The organism is Streptomyces sp. NPDC001851, assembly GCF_040297165.1.
Lineage (GTDB): Bacteria > Actinomycetota > Actinomycetes > Streptomycetales > Streptomycetaceae > Streptomyces.
The window spans coordinates 324,918-345,314 of the sequence record NZ_JBEOYR010000006.1; the positions used below are offsets into that span (position 1 = coordinate 324,918).

The window sequence follows — 20,397 nt, forward strand, 5'->3', positions numbered from 1 at the left end:
ACGTCGTTGTTCATGCCGGCGTCGTAGTTCATGTCGACTCCCCCAGCGCGCGGGAGCCCCCATCCGTCACACCCGCCTCCGCCTCGCCGTCGGCGCCCAACTGGCGGGCGAGGCGTTTGAGCCCTCGGTGGGCGGCCGTGCGCACCGCTCCCGGGCGCTTGCCGAGGACCCGCGCGGTGGCGGGACCGTCCAGGCCGACGACGACCCGCAGGAGCACCGCCTCGGCCTGGTCCCGGGGCAGCGCGCGGACCAGTTCGAGGGCCCGCTCGGTGGAGAGGCTTTCCAGGGCCTGCTCATGGGTGCTGTAGGGGGCGGGCAGATCGAGTACGTCCTGTTCCGTGCCGCCCGCCCGGGGCCGTACCCGTTGCCGGCGCAGGTGGTCCAGGGCCCGGTGCCGGGCGATCGTCGCGGTCCAGCCCCGGAACCCGGCGCCGTCACCCTTGAACCGTCCGAGGTCGCGGGCTATCTCCAGCCAGGCGTCGGACGCCACGTCCTCCGCGTCGTCGCCGACGATACCGTGCAGGTAGCCGAGGAGGCCCGGCTGCACGATCCGGTAGGCGACCGCGAACGCGGCCTCGTCCCCGTCCTGGGCCCGCGCGACCGCCGCGCCCAGTTCCCCGTCGTACGCCTGCACGCGCCGGGGTTGCCGTACCTGGCCCAAGACTGCCCTCGTTCGCACCGGTCCACAGCGGTTCCTGCCGTCCGCCGTGCTCCGGTCGCATCGACGGCCCCCTGGTGATCAGCGCCAGGGCCCGCAGAAATGTCACCACGGACGAGGGACCCGGCACGTCCCGGTGCCGGACAGCAGTTCGCCCCGCCGGACGACCGGCGGGGCGAAGCGGGCGGTGCGGTTCTGCTGTGTGTTACCTGGTGAAGCCGGGTGTCACTTGGTGAAGGCGTCCACGCCGTTCGGGGTGCCGAGGCCCGTGGGCCCGTCGTAGCCCTTGCCCGCCTTGCACTGGTAGTCGCTGCAGGACCCGTTGGTGCCGTCGGTGACGTCGTTCAGCTTGTCCGGGTGGGCGTAGGGGTAGGAGGCCGGGGTGTCGCCGCTGCCCGGGGCGCCCGCGAGGGCGTAGACGCCGGCGATGAACGGCGCGGAGGCGCTGGTGCCGCCGTACACGTTCCAGCCGCTGGCCTGGTAGGTGTCGTAGACGGCGAGACCGGTGGCCGGGTCGGCGACGGCCGCGACGTCGGCGACGCTGCGCTTGGCGCAGCCGGTGTCCTTCTGCCAGGACGGCTTGGCGTCGAACTGCGAGCAGCCCGAGCCCGCCCCCTCACCGCCGGCGGACGTGCCCCAGACGGACTCGGACCAGCCGCGGGTGCTGCTGTCCTTCTTCAGCGAGGTGCCGCCGACGGCGGTGACGTACTGGGAGGCGGCCGGGTACTCGGTGCCGTAGCCGCTGTCGCCGGAGCTGACGGTGATGGCGACGCCGGGGTGCTTGAAGTACTTGTCGTCGGCGGAGGTGTCGGCCGCCTCCTCGTTGCCGCCGTAACTGTTGGAAACGTACTTGGCGCCCTGCTTGACCGCCTGGTTCACGGCCGCGCCGAGGTCGTCCATGTTGGCGGACTTGGCCTCGACGAGCAGGATGTGGCACTGGGGGCAGGCGGCGCTGACCATGTCGACGTCGAGGGAGATCTCACCGGCCCAACCCTGGTCGGGCGTCGGGTAGTTGGTGCCGCCGTCCTGGTCGATCTTCTTGAAGCAGCCGTTGCTCGTGCTGCACTCCGGCAGGCCGTACTGGGAGCGGTAGGCCGCGAGGTCCTTCTCGGCGTTCGGGTCGTCGTTCGCGTCGACGATCGCGACGGTGGCACCCTTGCCGCCGTCCTTCGGCAGGTGGTACGCGGCCTGCAGATCGGCCGGTCCGAAACCCTTGGGGGTGTCGTGGCGGCCGAGGGACTTCTGCGCCTTCAGGTCGGTGCGGACGACCGCCTGGCACGCCATGTAGCCGGGCTTGCTCGGCTCCGAGCAGAGCCGGTGGACGGGCACCGTGGAGGCCGTGGAGGCCGTGGGCGCCGCGGTGGTCGTGGTCGCGAACGCCGCCGACTGCGAGGCGACGGCCAGGCCGCCGGTGATCAGAGCCGCTGCGGACAGCAGCGCGGGCGCGCCGCGACGTATCAGGGTCCTTCTGCGGTGAGAACGCAAGGAACTGCCCTCCGTGGGGGGATGGGGGGGCTCCGCGACGGCGAACCGGCTGAGTGTCAAGTGCATGACAATAGCCGGTGTTGGGGGGTGCCGAAGTGAAGCCGCTTCCGGGCATGTTGTTGTCGGTCGATCGATGGATTGCTGCCACCCCGGTCAGTGGTGGCTCCTCAAGAGGTTATGGATACTTTGCCGAAGAGAACAGTGCCAGTTGGTAAAACCTTGGCCTCAACTCCTCGGGTACGCCGGTACCTTGTGCAGCCATGGAGCTTGAAGACGGAACCATCAACGACCTGATGTCGCTGGGCCTGGCCCGGTACGAGGCGCGGGTCTACCTGACGCTCATCAGGCGTGGTTCTTACACGGCCGCCGAGGTGGCCCGGGAGGCCGACGTGCCGCGCCAGCGCGTCTACGACGTGCTGGACGCACTCGTGCGGCGGCAACTGGCCACCACCCACCCCGGGCGGGTGGCCACGTACTCCGCCGTCACCCCCGAACTGGCCCTCGCCCGGCTGATGGCCGTGCAGCGGGAGTCGGTCGACCGGCTGGAGCGGGTCTCCCAGGGCCTGGCCGGCCTCCTGCAGCCCCTCTGGTTCCAGGGCCGCGAACACACCGACCCGCTGGACTACATCGAGATCCTGCGCGACCCCAAGGCGATCGCCGAACGGTTCGCCGACATCCAGCGGCAGGCGCAGCGCGAACTCCTCACCTTCTGCAAGCCGCCGTTCGTCGCCCCCGCCGAGAACACGGAGGGCATGGAGGTGGTCCGCCGGCTGCACCGGGCGGGCGGCACCGTCCGCGCGCTCTACCTCGACGCCGCCCTGGACGACCCCGAGACGGTGGAACACGTACGGCGCTTCGCCGCCGTCGGCGAGGAGGCCCGCTTCGCCTCCGAACTCCCGCTGAAACTCGTCATCGCCGACGCCTCCCTCGTCCTGTGCGACATGCCCGACCCGGTGGCCGGCGCGGGCTCCACCACCACCCTCTTCATCGAGCACCCCGCCCTGGCGGGCTGTCTGCGGCTGGCCTTCCACACCGTGTGGAAGGACGCCGCACCGATGAGAACGTCGAACGCGTGACCGGGTGAACCGCGGAGTCCCCGGATGGCGCTGCCGATGAGCGCTGCGGTGCGGATCGGATTAACCTCCGAAATGAGCGCAAATTGGATCTTCGACGGCGCGCTCACTACAACCCGAGGAGGACGAATGCGCAAGCTCCCCAAGGCCGCTGCGGCGGCTGCGGTCATCGCTAGCGTGAGCTTCATAGCCACCGGCCCCGCCACCGCCGCCCCCGCCCGAGGCGCGGTCATGCATCGTGGCGGCGGGTGCGTCGACATCCTGGGTGAGGTGGGCGTCCTCAACGGCCTCGCCGGCAACTTGCTGAACGGCGAGGGCGATCCAGGCGCGCAGTTCACCGACTGCGGCTAGCGGGTCACCCAGCTCACCGAATCGGGTTTCGGCGCCCGGGCCACAGGCCCGCCGCCCGCTTGGCCCTCCGTGGCCAGTCCTCATGTGAGAAGTGGATGCCGAAGGCCCCGGACCGTCACCGGTCCGGGGCCTTCGCGTGGCGTCCGCGGCGCACCGCTCCCCTCCGGCCTGTGCGAAGACCGGCCGCATAATGACCGGTGCGGTGCCGTCACCGAACGGCGGCACCGAAACGGGGAGTTGAGATGCACAGCACGAACAACGGAGGCTCTCTTGTCCTGGTCCTGGTGGTCGTCGGCCTGGTGATACGGCAGCAGCTGCGCACCCGTCCGGTCCGGCGCCGCGGCTCGCTCATCGCGCCGGCCGTCCTCGGTGTCCTGGGCGTCGCGGGGATCGCCTTCGGCGTCGCCTCGGTCCTCGAACAGCACCCGCTGACCACGCTGCCCGTCGTCCTCCTGGTGGCCAGCCTCGCCGTCGCGGCGGTATTCGGCATGGTCAGGGCCCGGACCGTACGGGTCTGGCGCGATCCCCAGGGCGAGGTGCTGCGCAAGGGGACGGCTGCGACGACCGGACTGTGGCTCGCCTCGGTGGCCGCGCACATCGGGCTGGGGCTCTGGATCGACCACGCGGCCGGCGCCGGACTGCTGGGGACCGCGTCGGTGTACGCGTATCTGGCGGTCGGCCTGGGGACGCAGAACCTCCTGGTGCGCGGACGGGCGAAAGCGCAACCGTGACGATCCCGGTGCCCGTACGGATCACACCCCGTGTCCCGGGCGCGCTCCGCCGCGGTGAGCCCGCGGTGAGCCCACGGTGATCCGTCGTCGCCAGTGTGGGGCCCATCGCCGGTCCCGCGTGGAGGACCGGCCGCCGGACGAGGAGCGGACGATGGGTGAACTGACGGGCAGGACGGCACTGGTGACCGGGGGATCGCGGGGTATCGGCCGGGCGGTGGCCCGGCGGCTGGCCGCCGAGGGCGCGCTGGTCGCGGTCCACTACGGCGGCAACGAGGACGCGGCCGAGGAGACCGTGACCCGGATCGAGCAGGCCGGAGGCCGCGCCTTCACCATCCGGGCCCGGTTCGGGGAGGAGGGCGCGGTGGAGAAGCTGTTCCAGGGACTGGCCGCCGGACTCGCGGGGCGGGGCCTGGACATCCTGGTCAACAACGCGGGTATCTCCTCGACGAGTTCGATCGCCCAGCTGAGCCCCGACGAGTGGGACACGCTGATGGCGGTCAACATCACCGCGCCGTTCTTCGTGATCCAGCGGGCGCTGCCCCTGCTGAACGACGGGGGACGCATCGTCACCATGGGCTCCACCGCCAGCCGGTTCGCCGTCTCCACGCAGATCGGCTACACCGTCACCAAGGCCGCGGTCGAAGCACTGGCCCCGTCGCTGGCCAACGAACTGGGCCGGCGCGGGATCACGGTGAACACGGTCGCGCCGGGGGCGGTGCGGACCGATCTGACCGCCGGCTACACCTCGATCCCCGAGGTGGTCGCCGGGCTGGAGGCGATCACCGCGCTGGGCCGCATCGGTGAGCCCGAGGACGTGGCCGACGTCGTCGGCTTCCTGGCGGGCCCCGGAGGACGGTGGATCACCGGGCGCACCATCGACGTCTCCGGTGGCACCTACCTCGGCCCGATCGCCTGACGGCCCGCCCGTACAGGCAGTTGGCCGAGTGGATAATCACCCGCATGCGCTTCGGAATCCTCGGCGGGACACAGGCGTGGCACGACGACGGCGCGGAGGTGCCCCTGGGCGGGCCGGCACGGCGAGCGCTGCTCGCGCTGCTGCTCGTCACCCCCGGTGCGGTCGTCCCGACCGACCGGCTGGCGGACGGCATCGGGGCCGCCGGGGCCGGCGGACCGGAAGGCGCGACGCCGTCCGCGCACGCGATCCAGTCCCAGGTGTCCCGGCTGCGGTCGGCCCTGGGCGACACGGCGCTGATCGAGCGGACCGGAGCCGGCTACCGGATCGCCGTCGCCGCCGAGGACGTGGACGCCGTACGGTTCGAACGGCTGGCGCGGGAGGGCCGCGCGGCACTGGGGAAGGGCGATGCCGGAGCGGCCCTGCCGCTGCTGCGTCAGGCGCTCGGACTGTGGCGGGGACCGGCGCTCGCCGACCTCACCGACAGTACGTTGGTCCGCGCGGCGGCCGTACGGCTTCAGGAGCTGCGGCTGGCGGCACTGGAGGACCGCCTCGAAGCCGAGCTGTGCCTCGGCGAACACCGCGCGGCCATACCGGAGCTGCGCGAACTCCTCGATCGCCATCCCCTGCGCGAGCGCCTCGCCGGGCTGCTGATGCGGGCGCTGTACGCGGACGGCGCCCAGGCCGAGGCCCTGGTCGTCTTCGAGAAGGTCAGGCGCCGTCTCGCCGACGAGCTGGGCGCCGATCCCTCCGCGGAGCTGGCCGCACTCCACGGCGAGCTGCTGCGCGCCGACGCGTCCCCCGCGCCCACCGCGCCGCCCGCCCCGCTCACCCCCCTGGTCGGCCGTGCCGACGAGGTGACCGAGGTCGGCCGACTCCTCCGTTCCGCCCGGCTGGTGACGCTGACCGGTCCGGGCGGCGTCGGCAAGACACGGCTGTCCGCGGCGGTGGCGGAGAGGGCCGACGGCGAGGTGTGCTTCGTGGAACTGGCCGCACTGCGGGACTCCGCCGTTCTCCCGCAGGCCCTGCTGGGCGCCCTCGGCCTGCGGGAGAGCGGACTGCACCTGGCGGCCGGTGCCCAGGGCCCGTGGGACCGCCTCGTCGCGGCGGTGTCCGGCCGGGAGCTGCTGCTCGTCCTGGACAACTGCGAGCACCTGGTGGAGGAGGTCGCCGTACGGGCGGCACGCCTGCTGGCGGCGTGCCCGCGCCTGCGTGTGCTGGCGACGAGCCGCGAACCGCTCGGTGTCGTCGGTGAACACCTCTACCCCGTACGACCGCTCGGTGCCGCCGCTGCCGCGGCGCTCTTCACCGACCGGGCCCGAGCCGCACGCCGGGCGTTCGCCCCCGACCCCGACACCGTACGGCGTGTCTGCGCCGCACTCGACAACCTGCCGCTGGCCATCGAGCTGGCGGCGGCCCGCCTGCGCACCCTGACCCTGGCGGAGCTCTCGGCCCGGCTGCACGACCGGCTCGGCGTGACCGAGCGCGGCAGCCGTGCCCCCGAGACCCGGCACCGCACACTGCGCTCGGTGGTCGGCTGGAGCTGGGACCTGCTGCCGGAGCCGGAGCAACGGGCCGCCCGGCGCTTCTCGGTGTTCGCCGGCGGGGCGGGTGTCGCCTCCGCGCTGCGGGTCTGCGACACCGACGAGGAGACCCTGCAGTCCCTCGCCGACAAGTCGCTGCTGGAGTGGGCGGGTGGCCGCTGCCGCATGCTGGAGACGATCCGTGCCTACGGCGCCGAGCAGCTGGACGCCGCGGGCGAGACGGAGCCGGTACAGCGGGTCCACGCCAAGGCGCTGCTGGAGCTGCTGCGTGCCGCCGGCCCCGGGCTGCGGCGCGGTGCGCAGCTGGAGCTGCTGCCGGCGCTCGCGGCGGAGCAGCCCGACCTGCTGGCGGCCGTGCGCTGGGCGGTGGGGGCGCGGGAGACCCGAACGGCCCTGGAACTGATCGCCGCTGCCTCGGCGTACCTGTGGATCCGCGGCGCGGCCGGCACCCTGGCCCCACCGGCACGCGTCCTTCTCGGTGCCGTCGGCGACACACCCCCGGACGGGCTGGCCGAGGAGTACGCGGTCTGTGTGCTGATCGCCGCGTCCGGCCCGGACGGGCGGGACGTGTGGCGCCGGCACCGGACGGCGGCGGGCGAGGCGCTGACCGCGGCGTGGTCGGACGGCCGGGCGGGGCGCCATCCCGTCGCCCTGCTGCTGTGGATGACACACAACGCGACGAGCGACGGGGACGCACCGGGTGCGTTCGCCCTCGTCTCGGCCCAGCGTGACAGCCGCGAACCCTGGGCCAGGGCTGCCGCGCAGTACGTGACCGGGTTCGGCGCGCTCGGCGACGGCGACCTGGCCGGGGCCGAACGGTCCTTCCGCACGGCCGCCACGGAGTTCCGTGCGCTGGGCGACCGCTGGGGCGCGGCCCTGGTGCTGGACGCGCTCGCCGGCGTCGCGCGCACACGGGGTGACCGGCGGACGGCCCTCGCCCTCACCGACGAGGCACTCACCCTCGCCGAAGAGCTCGACGCCCCGGAGGACTGCGCCGACCTCCTGGTCAACCGCGGGGACCTGCGTGCCGGCACCGACCCGGCGGCGGCACGGGCCGACTACGCGCGGGCAGCCGAGTTCGCCCGCCGCGCCGGCGGCACCGGCACCCTGGCGGCAGCGCTGCGCGGACTCGGCGACATCGCCCTGGTGGAGGGGGACCGGGGCACGGCGGAGCACCTCTACACCCAGGCACGGGAGCACCTCGACCCGCACGGGGTGAAGGGGGCCGCCAACCGCGTCCGTACGCTGGCCGGCCTGGCCCGGACCGCCGAGGCGCGCGGCGACCACACCGGCGCCCGGACCCGGTACCGGGAGGCCGCGCAGGCCGCGGTGTCCACGGTCGCCGCGGCGGCCACCCTGCCCGCGGCGCTGCGCCTGCTGGGCCTTCCCGAACCACTCGTCGAGGCGGTGTCCCGACAGGGCGACACCGCTTCTTGAAGCGACATGGTCCACGTGCGGGTGCGGGGCGTCAGGGAGCCGGCCGCAGGGGCGCCGGCTTGTGCCCGGTGACGTTCGACCAGGCAGGTGCGCTGGATACCACGAGCGGTCTGTGTGACTGCTGTGCCTCAACCAGGGTCATGTGAACGGGGGATGAGGGTGGCACCTCGTGCAACACATCATCGGCGTGCGCTGAAAGGTCGTGTCCTTGCCGGTACTTGTGCCGCACGCCGGACGGCCGGGTGCCCCAGGGCGACGCCCACCCGAGTTCCCGGTTCACGGTGATCCGGCAGCAGGAGACCCACCCGTACCCGATCAAGTCCGTCACCGGTCCCCGACCGGCTGCGGCTGTCCCGCCCCGCCCCGCCCGGCGGGTTCCCCCTCTTCCCCTCCTGAAGGAGACGCATGCGCAAGCGCGCTGCCCTTGCCGTCCTCAGTGCCGTCACCGCGCTGGCCGGCTTCGCCGTCCCCGGTGCCCACGCGGACGAGCCCCAGACCACCGCTGTCCAGATCAGCGACGTCACCTTCGACGGTGGCAAGAACATCGTGGTCGGCCTCTACGCGAAGACGATCACGGTTTCCGGGACCTTCACCCACCCCTCGGGCATCCAGGACGCGGACTTCGTCCTGTGGCGCGGACCGGATGGTGCGAACCCCTACGAGACCTACGACGACCGCATAGTGTCGGACCAGTACCACTCCCATGCGGACTGCGTCGCATCGAGTGCCACCACCTCCACCTGCTCGCAGACGTTCTCCCTGGAACCGGACTGGAAGTACAGCGGCACCGCGCTCACCAATGCCCACGCCGGCACATGGAAGGTCAGCGTGCAGGGGGTGGCCGACGACGACAGCTGGACCCAGACGGCGGACTACACCACGACCCGTCTGCAGCGGCAGTCCCAACTCACCGTGGACGCGGGCCCGGAGCCGGTCGCCCAGGGCGGGACCCTCACCGTCACCGGCAGGCTCACCCGGGCCGACTGGGACAACCTCGACTACCGGGGTTGCGCCAACCAGCCGGTCAGGCTCCAGTTCCGCAAGGCCGGTACGACGACCTACACCACCGTGAAGACCGTGTACACCTCCAGCACCGGCACCCTGACGACCACGGCCCCCGCCTCCGAAGACGGCTACTGGCGCTGGAACTTCGCGGGCACCTCCACCACCCCGGCCGCCAAGGCGACCGGCGACTACGTGGACGTGCGGTGACACTGCCGTCCAACGCCGGGACACTGCCACGGTTCCGCCTCGGCACGGCGCCCGAACCAGGGGTGTAACGCGGAAGCGCCCTCATCGCGTGTAAGAGGTGACGTCCGACCCCGAAGGGACACACACGGTGAGGGAAGCATCCGCGGACTACCTGGAGTTCGCAGCCGCTCGCAGCGGGCCCCTGTTCCGCACGGCCTGCCTGCTCACCGGCGACTGGCACCTCGCCGAGGACCTGGTGCAGGAAACCCTCGCCAAGATGTACCGCTCCTGGCGGCGGATCAGCCGTGCGGGCTCCCCGGTGGCCTATGCCAACACCGTGCTGGTGCGCACCTACATCTCCCAGCGCCGCCGCCGCAGCTCCACGGAGCGTCCCAGCGGACGGCTGCCCGAGACGGCGGGGCCGGCGCCGGACGCGGAGCTGCGGATGGCGCTGCTGGACGGCCTGGCCCGGCTGACGGCCAAGGACCGGGCGGTGCTGGTGCTCCGTTACTGGGAGGACCGCTCGGTGGAGGAGACCTCCCAGGTCCTCAAGCTGTCCCCGGGAGCCGTCCGCACCCGGAGTATGCGAGCTCTGCAGCGGCTACGCGCCGTGCTCGGCGCCGACCTGGCCGACCTGACGGCATGACGGCATGACGCAGCCCCGAGCAGTCGGTGCCGCGACGGCGCCGCACCGGCTCCGGACGTTCCAGAACGCCCCAGCATCCCAGAAGAACGGAGACCCGCCATGTCCCTCGACGAGGACTTCGAGAGCCGGGTGACCCACGCCATGAGCCGCGCCGCCGACGAGTTCCCGCCCCACTCCGCCGACCTGGTACGGCGTTCCGTCACCCGGGGCCGCCGGATGCGGCTGTTCGCCGCCACCCGCGTCGCCGTCACGGCCGTCGCGGTGGTCACCACGGGCGGCACCCTGATGGCCACGGGCGCGTTCGGCAGCCACGGTCCCGGCGACCCGGGCCGGCTGCGGGCCGGCGCCCCGGCGCGCGCCACCGAACAGCCGCCGTCCCGGGCACCCGCGTCGATCAGCGGTGAGGAGATGGTCCGCACGCTCAGGAGTCTGCTGCCGCCCGGCGGCACCGTTTCGGCGGCCTCCGGCAGGGCGTCACAGGCCGGCCCGCCCGTCGTCTGGCCGACGGCCAGACTCACCTACTCCACCGCGAAGGGGTCCGCCGGTCTCGACGTCCTGCTCACCCGCCTGGACCCCGGCATCCCCGCCGGCCGGCAGGGAGAGGGCGGTTGCCTGCCGGTCGAGGTGCGCCCCTACGACAAGTGCACCACCGAGAAGCTCCCCGGGGGCGCGGTGCTCAACACCACCGAGTCCTTCACCTACCCCAGCGCTGACACGGGGCAGAAGCGCTGGTACGTGGTGCTCACCACCGCCGACGGGGTCCAGCTGACGGTGCAGGAGTTCGGCGGTGGCGACGAGAAGGCATCGTCCGGCGGGGCCGATCCGCTGCTGTCCATGGCCCAGCTGACCTCGATCGTGCGCAGCCCGGCGTGGCACCAGGCGATCAGCGCGCTGCCGAACCCGGCGGCAGCCCCCGCCACCCCCTCTTCCACCCCCGGCAGGCGCGTACCCGGCACCCGCATGGCTCGGGTGCTGACCTCACGCCTGCCCCGGGGCGGCACCGTCTCCGGCCTGAACGCCGATGACGGGCTGGTCCAGCTGGTGTACGACGACGGCCACGGGAAGAACATGGTCGAGGCCGACGCGCAGTACGACATGACCGTCCCCCTGGCCGGGCACATGGACTGCACCGGTGTCCCCGGCCGCTGCCAGGCCACCACGCTGTCCGACGGCACCCGGGTCAAGAAGGTCCAGGGGCCCTCGGAGAAGGGCGGCGCGGCGCAGGTGTGGCTGGTCGACACCCTGTATCCGGACGGCCGCCGGGTGGTGCTCCGCGAGGTGAACTCCTACGCCGAGAGCGCTCCCGTGACACGTCCCCGGCCGGCGCTGAGCCTGGCCCAGCTGCTCGGCATCGCGCGCGACAAGCGGTTCTTCACGCCCTGAGCACCGCCGTCCCGCCCGGTCACCTCCTGCCGTGTGCCGGCCGCCGTCAGGGCCGGACGGCCGGCGGGCCCGGCTCCCGCAGGGCGAACGCCGCCTCCGTCGTGCGGCACAGTGCCTGTACCGCGTGGCGCAGCGAGCGCCAGGAGGCCAGGCCGAGGAGGACGCCGACCAGGGCCGCGGGCCACCACCAGGCGCCGGTGATCGTGAGCACCGTGCTCCAGGCGAGGGCCTCACAGGCCGCGTCGTAGGCGTCGCGGGCCTCGGCCAGTGCGGCGCGGGAGGAATCGGCGGCCCCGAGCAGGAGTACGGTCCAGCCGTGTACGACGTCGCCGCCCGTGTCCCTTCTGATGTTCGCCTCGGTGAGGCGGAACCGGTCGCCCGACCAGGTCGGTGACTCGGGCCGCCCGACGGCCCTGGCGCGGGCGGCCCGCGCGTCGAGCCGGTCGGCGCGCAGGGCGCGGCCCGCGGCGCGTGCCCGTACGGACTCCCTGGCCAGCGTGTCCGGCTCCACCCAGCGCCGGATCCGCCAGGCCTTCACCCGCCGGCCCACCGGCATCAGCCACCACGGCCAGGCCCCGGACGCCAGCGCGCCGATCGCGGCCGCGGCATACGGCACCGCGAACGCGGCCCCCACCACCGGCACCGCGAAGAGCACGAGCGAGGCGGCGGCCTCCGCGGTCAGGCCGCCCCCCATGCGCAGCGCGCCGGCGATCCGCTCGCGGGCGAGGGCGACGTCGTTCCAGTGCGAGTGGCCCAGTTCCCCGCCGCCGACGACCGCGACCACCACGAACAGCGCGGCGGGCAGCAGCCGCCGCAGGAACCAGCCGTCGGGTATGCGCTTCTGCAGCTCGACGAGGAGCCCCACCGTCGTCAGCCGTCCACCAGGCGCATCGCGTCGCCGTCCAGCGCACAGACCGGCGTCGCGGCGGCGGCCGTGTCCCGCAGCTCGACCCTGGCACAGCGGCCGGTGGGGCAGACCCAGCCCACCGACTGCGGGGTGGGGGCGCCGGGCCAGTCACCGAAACCCATGGTGGCGGACAGTCCGAGCCCGTTCGGGACGCCGGCCGACTCGACCGCGTCGTGCAGGGCGCGTACGGCGTCGCGCCACTCGGCGCCGGCCGGGTCCGCGTCCCGTACGACCGGGAAGGCCCGCTCCCAGACGGCGGAGGCGATCAGCGGACGCAGTTCCCCGGCATTGCGGCACAGGTATTCCACGGCGTCCTCGTACACCCTGTGCGCCTTCGTCCCGTCCCCCACGGCCGCCTCCTCAACGCCCCGTTCACCACTTCCCCCTGACTATCAGTCAGACTAATGTAAGAGGCGATGTCCGAGCTTCGGGAGCGAGTGGTCGCACGTCTCGTCACGGCTCAGAACGCCCGCGATCCCGCACCCCTGCGCGATCAGGACGCGGTGGCCGACGCGCTGGCCCTGCTGCGTGAGGCCGCGCCCTCGCCCGAGGAGATGATCGACCTCGACTCGCTCGCCGCCGTCTTCTGGACCTTCTGGCTGCGCCACCAGGGCGCCGAGGACCCCGACGCGGCACAGAACCTGGCCCTCGTCTTCGGCACCTTCGGCTTCCTGCGCCCGCGGGTCCGCGACGGCGCCCGGTTTCCCGAGGCCCTGACCGAGGGCTTCGACCCCGCCGACCCGTCCCACGAGGCGCGGTTCGCGCATCTGATGAGCACGGCGTACACGCATGCCGTGGCCGAGGGGCCGCCGCGGGCGAGGGCCGCCGCTCTTGAGGCCGCGCTCGCCTGGTCGGACACCTCCTTCGAGTACGTACGGGCCGAAGACCACGCGGGCTTCCTGGAGTTGGCCGTGCACGCCCACGACCTCCACATGACCCGCTTCCAGTCGGCGGCGGACCCGGACGGGCTGGCCGCCGCCGCCCGGTACGGGCAGGCGGTGTGCACGCGGCTCGCCGCCGTCGAGCCGGGCCTGATCGACCCTGAGGGGGCGCGGGCCGTCGCCGCGGCCACCCTGCGCACGGTGGTGGACGCCGCACGGCTGCTCGGCACGCCCCGGCCGGACCTGGTCGAGCGGCTGGTCGCGGCGGCGCCCGACGGCGCGGTCACCCCGGAGACCGCCGACGGGCTGCGCTTCCTGCGCATGCTGGACGCCCAGCCCGTCACCTGGCCCGGCGAACGCGACCTGGTCGTCGGCGCGGCCCTCGCGGACGCGGGCATCGCCGAGCACGACGCGGGCCGTATCGCCTGCGCCGTACGACGGCTGCGTACGGCCCTGGCGGCCACCCCCGCCGGGCATCCCGCGCATCCACAGGTGACCACCGCGCTCGGCCAGGCACTCGCGGCCCTCGGAGCGGAGCGCGACGACGAGGACGCGGCCGTGGAGGCCATGGAACTGCTCGACTCGGCAGGGGCGTTGAGTGACCGGCAGCGGGACATGCTCTCCGCCTACCGGGAGTTGAGGGAGGCGGGCCGAAGCGAGGATCCGGGCGGCCTGGAGCGGGTCGCGCCGCTTCTCAGGCGCTTCGTCGAACGGGTCCGGGAGAGCGCCGCACCCGCGGGCGGCGCCCCCGACATCGACCTCGAACTCATCGGCCTGGCAGCCGGATTCGAGCCGGACGACACCTCCGACGAGCGGATCGACCGCTACCGCACCGCCGTCGCCGGCCTCCCCGCCGACCGGCCGCACCGCCACTCCTACGTCGCCGTACTGGCCGCGCTCACCGGGCTGCGCGCCGCGGCACTGCGCGACACCGCACCGGACCGGGCCGGGCTGCTCGCGGCGGAGTGCCGGGAACTGACCGAGGAGGTGGTGGCGGCCGCCCCGGCCGGGTCCCTGACCGCGGACCTGCTGCGGCGGGGCATGTTCGCGGTCGCGCTGCCCATGGCCGTGGCGTCGGCCGGCACGGGGGACGTTCCGGACGGCGAACTGCGCGGGCTGGCGGAGCAGCTGATCCGCATGGAGGACGTCCGGCTGGACGGCTCCGAGAACCTCGACGCCGACATCGAGATCATCCGGGAGCTCATCGAGGGCGTGGGCGAGGACGACACCACCCTGCGGCCCTACCTCTCCGCCACGCTCGGTGCCGCCCTGTCCGCCCGGTCCGCCGGCCGCCCCCGCCTCACCGAGCTCGAAGAGGTCGTCGGGCTGCTGCGTGACGCCCGCGCGAACGCGCCCGGCCTTCCGGGCGACTTCGGCCGGCTGCTCGCGCACGCGCTCACGACCCTGTCCATCGGCCGCTTCGACGCGGAGGGCGCACGCGAGGCAGCGGCCCTGCTCGCCTCGGCGCGGGCTGTGCCCGGCATGCCGACGGCCCAGGCGGAGCCCGGCGACCCGGTGCTGTCCGAGACCGACAAGGAGCTCCTGGCGGCCCGCACCGAACTGCACAACGCCCTCCAGAACTACCTGCTCGGCCATGAACCGGCCCAGCTGGAACGGGCCCGGAAGATCGCCCGCCGCATGCGGGACGTCACCCGCGCCCGACCCGCCGGGGACGAGCGGCCCTGGTACGACCTGATGGGCGACGCCTACGTCGACCTCGTCGAGACCGTGGGACCGGGCGGCGGCCCGCGCCGGGACCTCGGCGACGCCGTGGTCGACCAGTGCCGGGCGACCTTCGCCCGGTGCGCTCCCGGACACCCGATGCGGCCGATGACCGCGATGACGCTCGCCCGGGCGCTCGCCCAGCGTGCCGTCGTCCTCCGGCCCGCCGAACCGGAGCGGGCGCGGGCCCTGCTGGCCGAGGCGGAGGAACTGAGCCGCGTCCTGACGGACGAGATGCCGGAGGGCGCCCCGGTGGATGCGGGCGCCGCGATGCGGACCGTTCTCGACCTCATCGGCCGGGGCCGCCTGCCGGAGGTGACCACGGCCACGGGCGCTCCCCGCACCGGCGCCCCGGAGGACTTCCCCTCCTCCCTCATGGGGATCATCCAGGACCGCCTCTCCGGCGTCGCGGACCCCGAGGCGTGGCAGGACACCGCGCTACCGGTGTGGATGCGGGCCCACGGCGAGATCGGCGCCGCGGCCGGTGCGCTCGGCCGGGGCCGGGTCGACCTGGCCCTGGCGCATCTCGAAGCCGGCGTCGAGGCCATGGCGGCCGTCACCGACCGGGGCAGTGACCAGGCGTCCGCCGAGCACGGTCTGTCGAGCTTCGAAGGAGACATCCGCTCGATCACCGAGCTGGTCCTCGCCCACCTCGTCGGCCAAGCGCTCGCCGACCGGCTCCCCGCCCATGTGAAGGCCCTGGAACAGAGCGTGCGCGCGGTGCGGGCGGGGCAGACGCCGCTCGTGCCCGCCCCGCCTGAGCGCAGGGCCGAAGGCCCCGATGTCGACCGTGCCGCGGAACTGCTGGAGCGCGGCCGGGGTCTGCTGCTGGCCCGGCGGATCGAGGCCCATGCCGACATCGGCGAACTGCGTACCGCTCACCCGGAGCTGGCCGACGAGTTCGAGCGGCTGACCGGACAGCTCGACGCACCGCCCGGCGCACAGTCCGACGCACACCCCGGGACGGCCGCGGCCGGCGACGCCGAGTGGGCCCGGCTGGCGGCTCTGCACGCCTCCCGCGAACTCGACGGCCTCGTACGGCGCATCCGCGCGCAGCCCGGCTTCGAAGGCTTCCTGCGGCCGCTCCGGGCCGATGAGCTGAGGGCGCTCGCGGCCGACGGACCGGTAGTCGTCCTCAACCACGGCAGGCGCTTCTGCCACGCCCTCGTCGTCACGCCCGGATCGATCACCGCCCTGCACCTCGGGGCGGAGGCCGGCGAGATCACCGCCGCGGCACGGAAGCTGCGGGACGCCGTGGACGACATCAACGCGCAGGGTACGTCCCGTCCGTCCCCGCTCCAACTCGTCGCCGCGGGCAACACGGTGCGCGAGACCCTCGCGTGGACCTGGCACGAGATCGTGCGCCCGGTGCTGGAGCTGATCGGCTCGGCGGACCCCGTCCCCGACCACGCCGACTGGCCGCGCGTCTGGTGGGTCCCCACCGGCCCCTTCAGCGCCCTGCCGCTGCACGCGGCCCAGTGCACGGCCCCGGACTGCGAACGCGACGGCTGCGGCGCCGCACTCGACGCCGTGGTGTCGTCGTACGTACCCGGGCTGCGGACCCTGGCCCACGCCCGTGCCCGCGCCCGGCAGCGCGGTACGGCCGACCACGGCAGCGCGCTGCTTGTCGCCGCGCCCGAGGACGACCTCCCCGGCGTCGCCGCGGCCACCGCACGCGCCGCCGAACTCCTCGGTGCCCCCGAGCCGTTGACCGGCCCGCTTGCCACCCGGGAGGCCGTGCTCGCCGCGCTGCGCGACGCCTCGTGGGCCCACTTCGGCTGCCACGCGGCCACCGACCCGACGGAACCCTCCGGCGCCCTGCTGCACCTGCCCAGCGGCGAGCCGGTCTCGGTCCTGGAGATCTGCCGGGCCCGCCCGCGAGCGGCGCGTCTCGCCTTCCTGGCGGCCTGCGGCACCGCACGCGCCGCCGAACGCCTCACGGACGAGGCCATCCACATCACGAGCTCCTTCCTGCTGGCCGGCTTCCCCGCCGCGGTCGGCACCCTGTGGGAGATCGACAGCACCCACGCCGACCACATGACGCGCGACTTCTACCGCCGCACGACGTCCCCCGACACCCCCGGCCCCGCCCACGCCCTGCACGACGCGGTCCGCCGGCTACGCCGCCGCATCCCCGACCGCCCGCACATCTGGGCGGCGTACGTGCACGCGGGGACGTAGAGCGGCTGGGTTCACCTGCCGTGCGCCGCCCTGCCGCGACGTGGGCGGAACACGAGCACGCAGCCGACGGCGAGGGCCAGCAGGCCACCGAGGGCGCTGTATGCGACGGCGTCGCTCACGCCGGTGCCGGCCAGTCCGCCGGCCGTGCCGCCCCGGTCCGTGCGGGGGACGGATGCGCCGGCTGCCGTGGCCTGCGCCCGGGTGCCGATCGTGCCCGAGGCGGAGGCGACCGGCGCGGCGGCGGTGTGTGCGGCGGCGGTCGGTGTGGGGGCGGGTGACGGGGTGCCCGTGCGCGTGGCCGCGGACGAGGGCTTCAGCCGGAGCGTCGTGATCGAGTAGGGAGGCAGCGTCTGTGCGGCCGCCGTTCCCCGTGCCGCCGTGTTCAGGGCGGTGCCGCCCTTGGTGTACGAAACGGTCCTGACCGTTCCCGGGGCGTATCCGGTGAGCGACACCTTCGCCGCGTGCCGCGGGTCCTTGTTGATCAGCATGACGTTCAGGCCGCCGCTGCCGACGCGTACCGCGTGCACGGCGACCGACGGGGTGGCCGAGGACGCCTTGACCATGGTGTCGCCGGGCCGGGCCAGTGCGGTCAGCGAGCGGATGCCCCAGTAGGTGGGGAAGGGGTCGGCGGCCTCCTGCGGGGTGCCGGAACCGTGGTTCGCGGTGATGACCGGCTGGGCGCCGGCCTTCTTCGCGGTGGCCATGAAGTGGTCGAAGTCGGTGCCCGGCGCGGCCCAGCTGCCGCCGGTGACGGTATGGGTCTTCCAGTGATAGGCGTCCGCGACCGAGCCGCCGGGGAAGCGCAGCTGCCGGATCCCGGCCGCCTTCATCAGCGACGCCGCCTCGGCGTCGTTCATGCAGGCGTCGTAGACCGCCGTGTTGAGGCCGACCCCGGTGCTGGGCACCGTGCCCAGCGAGGTGCCCGCGTCGACGGTGACGGTGACCGCGCCGGTCGGCGCGGCACCCGCGCTGAGCGCCAGGGCGCCCGCGCCGGCCCCGGCCAGCAGGGCCGCCACCGTCCCCGCCACGATGTGGCGGCGCGTTCGGCCACGGCGGTGCGTACGGCCCCGGGGCGTCGGCTGCTCGGTGGTTGTCGGGTCGTCAGGTGACACGTGTGGCTCCCGGTCGGAGTGCGTGGATACGGGTGGCGTTGCGCGGCTGACCGCGCTCGCCGTGGTGGGTGCACCCCCAGGTGGCCGCGCGGAGTGGAAAGGTTGCCGCCGGAACCCCGTCGACGGCATCGCCGTGCGAGCACTGTTCGTGTCCCGGGCCGGGCGCTGTTAGGCTGCGCCCCTCGTTGTCGTTAAACGCGCAACCAACGCGCACATCATGGCCAGGAGAGGGCGACCGGGGGATGGTCCTCGACGACGCGTCCGCGGAGTTCCACGAATTCTTCGAACGCCACTATGCCGAACTCGCCCGTCTGGCATACCTCCTGACCGGCGAGAGCGACGCGGCGGACGACCTCGCGGCGGATGCCCTGGTCGCCCTGTGGCAGCGCTGGGACCGGTTGCGGCAGGCCGACCACCCGCTGGCCTACGCCCGGGGTGTGGTGGCCAACATGGCGCGCGGACGGATCCGCAGCGCGGTGCGCGAGCGCCGCCGGATCACACTCTTCTGGTCCCGCAGCCCGCAGAAGGTGGAGGGGCCGGACATGGCGGCCGTGCTGGACGTCCGCGCGGCGCTCGCCCGGCTGCCGTTCCGCAAACGCGCCTGTGTGGTGCTGCGGCACGCCTTCGACCTGTCGGAGAAGGACACGGCGGTGGCGCTGGGCATATCGGTCGGTACGGTGAAGAGCCAGACCTCGAAGGGAATGGCCGAGCTGGAAAGGATACTGGGCGCGCGAGCGGTCGGGGACCTGGTGGCAGGCAGGAGGAACCGGTGAACGAGGAGATCGCCCGTCGGCTGCGCGATGCCGCCGAGGCCCACCGGCCCGACCGCGCGAGGATGCTGGCCCGGGTGCAACGCGGCATGGCCGGCCCCGCCGTCCGTCACCGCGCGCGGCCGTTCGCGAGGTCCGGTACCAGGGTCGCGCTCGCCGGGCTCGCCGCCACCGGCATCCTGGCGACCGGCGGCCTCGCCGTCGCCGCCATCGTCTCGCACTCGTCGCGGCCGGCCACCGTGACCGAGCCCGCCACCCCGTCCCCCACCGCCGGCTCCCCGCGCCCGACATCGGCCCGCCCCACGCCTGTCGCGCCGGCCCCGGCCACCACCCCGGGCAGCGCGCGCCCGACTCCGCCGGCCACCAGTCCGTCGCCGACCGCCGACGAGAGCCGGAGCGGGGCGCTGTCGGCGGCCGGCTCGGTGGACCCGCACAGCACCGTCTACTGGACGCAGAGCAACCTCGTCCTCAAGACGACCCGGCCGCTCACCTCGCTCACGGTCGAGATGCGGATCGTGCAGACCGGCGGGGTGAAGAGCACCGGCACCTGGCAGACTCTGCCGAGTGGGGACTTCACCGTCACCGTCCAGGAGGCCGGCGGCACGCTGGTCTACCGCTGGGTCCTCAAGCCGGGCCTGACCGTGCCGGCCGGGAGCCATGAGCTCGCCGCCCAGTTCAACAACGGCGCCGGCAAGCGCAGTGCCGCGGGCGACGGCTACCGCGTCGACGCGCAGGGCCCGGGCGGCTCCGCGTCGGTCCGGGGAGGGTTCGTCCCGACCCGGTGAACGCGGCCGGGAAAATTCCTCTCCCGATCGCGGCAACCTTTGGCGGCGTGGCGGCAACTGGCGGGTAACCGGGGCCGGATCAAGGCCCGCTGTGCCAGAAGGACATGCCGTTGTCAGATCAGAACCGCTCTCATCGCCGCCGTCCGGCCACCCGCCGCGTGCTCGCCGCCGCCGTGGTCCTCGCCGCCGCGGGTGCCGCCGTACCCCTGGCCGCACTGGCCGCACACACGACGAAGGACCGCACGCTGGCCGATGCGGCGGCCGGCAGCGGCCGCTACTTCGGTACGGCCGTGGCCGCCGGAAGGCTCGGTGACCCGGCGTACTCCGCGATTCTCGACCGGGAGTTCAACATGATCACCCCGGAGAACGAGATGAAGTGGGACGCCACCGAACCCTCCCGCGGCACCTTCGACTTCGGGCCGGCCGACCGGATCGTCGGCCACGCCACCGCGCACGGGCAGCGGATGCGCGGCCACACCCTGGTCTGGTACAAGCAGCTGCCCGGCTGGGTGAAGTCCATCACCGACGCCACCACGCTGCGCAGTGTGATGAAGAACCACATCACCACCGAGATGACCCACTTCAAGGGCAGGATCTACGCCTGGGACGTGGTCAACGAGGCCTTCG

17 protein-coding genes are annotated in these 20,397 nt (G+C 73.8%); 12 read left to right on the plus strand and 5 right to left on the minus strand.

The window, feature by feature from the left end; translation table 11 throughout:
• Positions 1 to 28: 28 nt before the first annotated feature.
• The gene (locus ABT171_RS11500) at positions 29 to 661 is read right to left on the minus strand and encodes an RNA polymerase sigma factor (RefSeq protein ID WP_351242303.1); all 633 of its coding nucleotides are present in this window, start codon (positions 659 to 661) and stop codon (positions 29 to 31) included.
• A gap of 222 nt (positions 662 to 883) precedes the next feature.
• Complete coding sequence (locus ABT171_RS11505) at positions 884 to 2,209, minus strand: S53 family peptidase (protein WP_503074816.1); 1,326 nt, start codon at positions 2,207 to 2,209, stop codon at positions 884 to 886.
• 194 nt (positions 2,210 to 2,403) lie between these two features.
• Here ABT171_RS11505 and ABT171_RS11510 point away from each other — a divergent pair, with 194 nt between their 5' ends.
• From ABT171_RS11510 to ABT171_RS11545, 8 genes are all read left to right on the plus strand, one after another.
• Positions 2,404 to 3,219 carry a TrmB family transcriptional regulator gene (locus ABT171_RS11510; RefSeq protein ID WP_351242307.1) on the plus strand — a complete coding sequence of 272 codons (816 nt, stop codon included), beginning with the start codon at positions 2,404 to 2,406 and terminating at the stop codon, positions 3,217 to 3,219.
• A 126-nt stretch (positions 3,220 to 3,345) separates the two neighbouring features.
• A complete protein-coding gene (locus tag ABT171_RS11515) occupies positions 3,346 to 3,567 on the plus strand; it encodes a hypothetical protein (protein WP_503074833.1) in 222 nt (73 codons plus the stop codon).
• 242 nt (positions 3,568 to 3,809) lie between these two features.
• On the plus strand, positions 3,810 to 4,298 hold the full coding sequence (locus ABT171_RS11520) for a hypothetical protein (RefSeq protein WP_351242311.1): 489 nt from the start codon (positions 3,810 to 3,812) through the stop codon (positions 4,296 to 4,298).
• A gap of 151 nt (positions 4,299 to 4,449) precedes the next feature.
• Positions 4,450 to 5,214, plus strand: a complete 765-nt coding sequence (locus tag ABT171_RS11525; RefSeq protein ID WP_351242313.1) for an SDR family NAD(P)-dependent oxidoreductase — start codon at positions 4,450 to 4,452, stop codon at positions 5,212 to 5,214.
• Between the two features lie 44 nt (positions 5,215 to 5,258).
• Positions 5,259 to 8,192 (plus strand): ATP-binding protein, encoded by a 2,934-nt coding sequence (locus tag ABT171_RS11530; protein ID WP_351242314.1) that lies wholly within the window; start codon positions 5,259 to 5,261, stop codon positions 8,190 to 8,192.
• A 405-nt stretch (positions 8,193 to 8,597) separates the two neighbouring features.
• Positions 8,598 to 9,404 carry a calcium-binding protein gene (locus ABT171_RS11535; RefSeq protein WP_351242315.1) on the plus strand — a complete coding sequence of 269 codons (807 nt, stop codon included), beginning with the start codon at positions 8,598 to 8,600 and terminating at the stop codon, positions 9,402 to 9,404.
• 127 nt (positions 9,405 to 9,531) lie between these two features.
• Positions 9,532 to 10,029, plus strand: a complete 498-nt coding sequence (locus ABT171_RS11540; RefSeq protein ID WP_351242317.1) for a SigE family RNA polymerase sigma factor — start codon at positions 9,532 to 9,534, stop codon at positions 10,027 to 10,029.
• Positions 10,030 to 10,128: 99 nt separating this feature from the next.
• Positions 10,129 to 11,412: a hypothetical protein gene (locus tag ABT171_RS11545; RefSeq protein WP_351242319.1), complete on the plus strand. Its 1,284-nt coding sequence runs from the start codon at positions 10,129 to 10,131 to the stop codon at positions 11,410 to 11,412.
• A 46-nt stretch (positions 11,413 to 11,458) separates the two neighbouring features.
• On the opposite strand, the gene ABT171_RS11550 is transcribed toward ABT171_RS11545, so the two are convergent.
• A complete protein-coding gene (locus ABT171_RS11550; protein WP_351242321.1) occupies positions 11,459 to 12,277 on the minus strand; it encodes a hypothetical protein in 819 nt (272 codons plus the stop codon).
• Between the two features lie 5 nt (positions 12,278 to 12,282).
• A complete protein-coding gene (locus tag ABT171_RS11555; RefSeq protein WP_351242323.1) occupies positions 12,283 to 12,669 on the minus strand; it encodes a hypothetical protein in 387 nt (128 codons plus the stop codon).
• A 66-nt stretch (positions 12,670 to 12,735) separates the two neighbouring features.
• On the opposite strand from ABT171_RS11555, the gene ABT171_RS11560 reads away from it, so the two are divergent.
• Positions 12,736 to 17,103: a CHAT domain-containing protein gene (locus ABT171_RS11560; RefSeq protein WP_351242325.1), complete on the plus strand. Its 4,368-nt coding sequence runs from the start codon at positions 12,736 to 12,738 to the stop codon at positions 17,101 to 17,103.
• An 11-nt stretch (positions 17,104 to 17,114) separates the two neighbouring features.
• Here ABT171_RS11560 and ABT171_RS11565 read toward each other — a convergent pair whose 3' ends face one another.
• Positions 17,115 to 18,215 carry a hypothetical protein gene (locus ABT171_RS11565; RefSeq protein ID WP_351242327.1) on the minus strand — a complete coding sequence of 367 codons (1,101 nt, stop codon included), beginning with the start codon at positions 18,213 to 18,215 and terminating at the stop codon, positions 17,115 to 17,117.
• A 242-nt stretch (positions 18,216 to 18,457) separates the two neighbouring features.
• Here ABT171_RS11565 and ABT171_RS11570 point away from each other — a divergent pair, with 242 nt between their 5' ends.
• From ABT171_RS11570 to ABT171_RS11580, 3 genes are all read left to right on the plus strand, one after another.
• Positions 18,458 to 18,988 carry a SigE family RNA polymerase sigma factor gene (locus tag ABT171_RS11570; RefSeq protein ID WP_351242329.1) on the plus strand — a complete coding sequence of 177 codons (531 nt, stop codon included), beginning with the start codon at positions 18,458 to 18,460 and terminating at the stop codon, positions 18,986 to 18,988.
• Complete coding sequence (locus ABT171_RS11575) at positions 18,985 to 19,770, plus strand: hypothetical protein (RefSeq protein WP_351242331.1); 786 nt, start codon at positions 18,985 to 18,987, stop codon at positions 19,768 to 19,770. Before ABT171_RS11570 ends, ABT171_RS11575 begins: the two co-directional genes overlap by 4 nt.
• Positions 19,771 to 19,874: 104 nt before the next feature.
• A partial coding sequence (locus ABT171_RS11580; RefSeq protein ID WP_351242333.1) for an endo-1,4-beta-xylanase occupies positions 19,875 to 20,397 on the plus strand: 523 nt, incomplete at its 3' end.